Source organism: Methylobacterium sp. D48H (assembly GCF_053345715.1).
Genome location: NZ_JBKFAP010000237.1, coordinates 1 through 255, shown reverse-complemented (window position 1 = coordinate 255; position 255 = coordinate 1). Strand labels below are relative to the sequence as shown.

Annotated in this window: 1 protein-coding gene; it reads right to left on the bottom strand. The window is 67.8% G+C overall.

Features of this window, described 5'->3' with window-relative positions:
- Nucleotides 1-255, bottom strand: a 255-nt coding sequence (locus ACLBX8_RS32290; protein ID WP_447716483.1) for a GTP-binding protein, incomplete at both ends; no start/stop codon positions are given.

Sequence of the window (255 nt, the reverse complement as noted above, 5' to 3'; positions counted from 1 at the left end):
CCAGCTCGACCAGCTCCAAGAGCTCCTCGTCGTCGACCATGTCGACCTTGTTGAGGAACACCACCAGCGCCGGGACGCCGACCTGGCGGGCCAGCAGGATGTGCTCGCGGGTCTGCGGCATCGGGCCGTCGGCCGCCGACACCACCAGGATCGCGCCGTCCATCTGCGCCGCGCCCGTGATCATGTTCTTCACGTAGTCGGCGTGGCCGGGGCAGTCCACGTGCGCGTAGTGACGGTTCTGCGTCTCGTACTCCA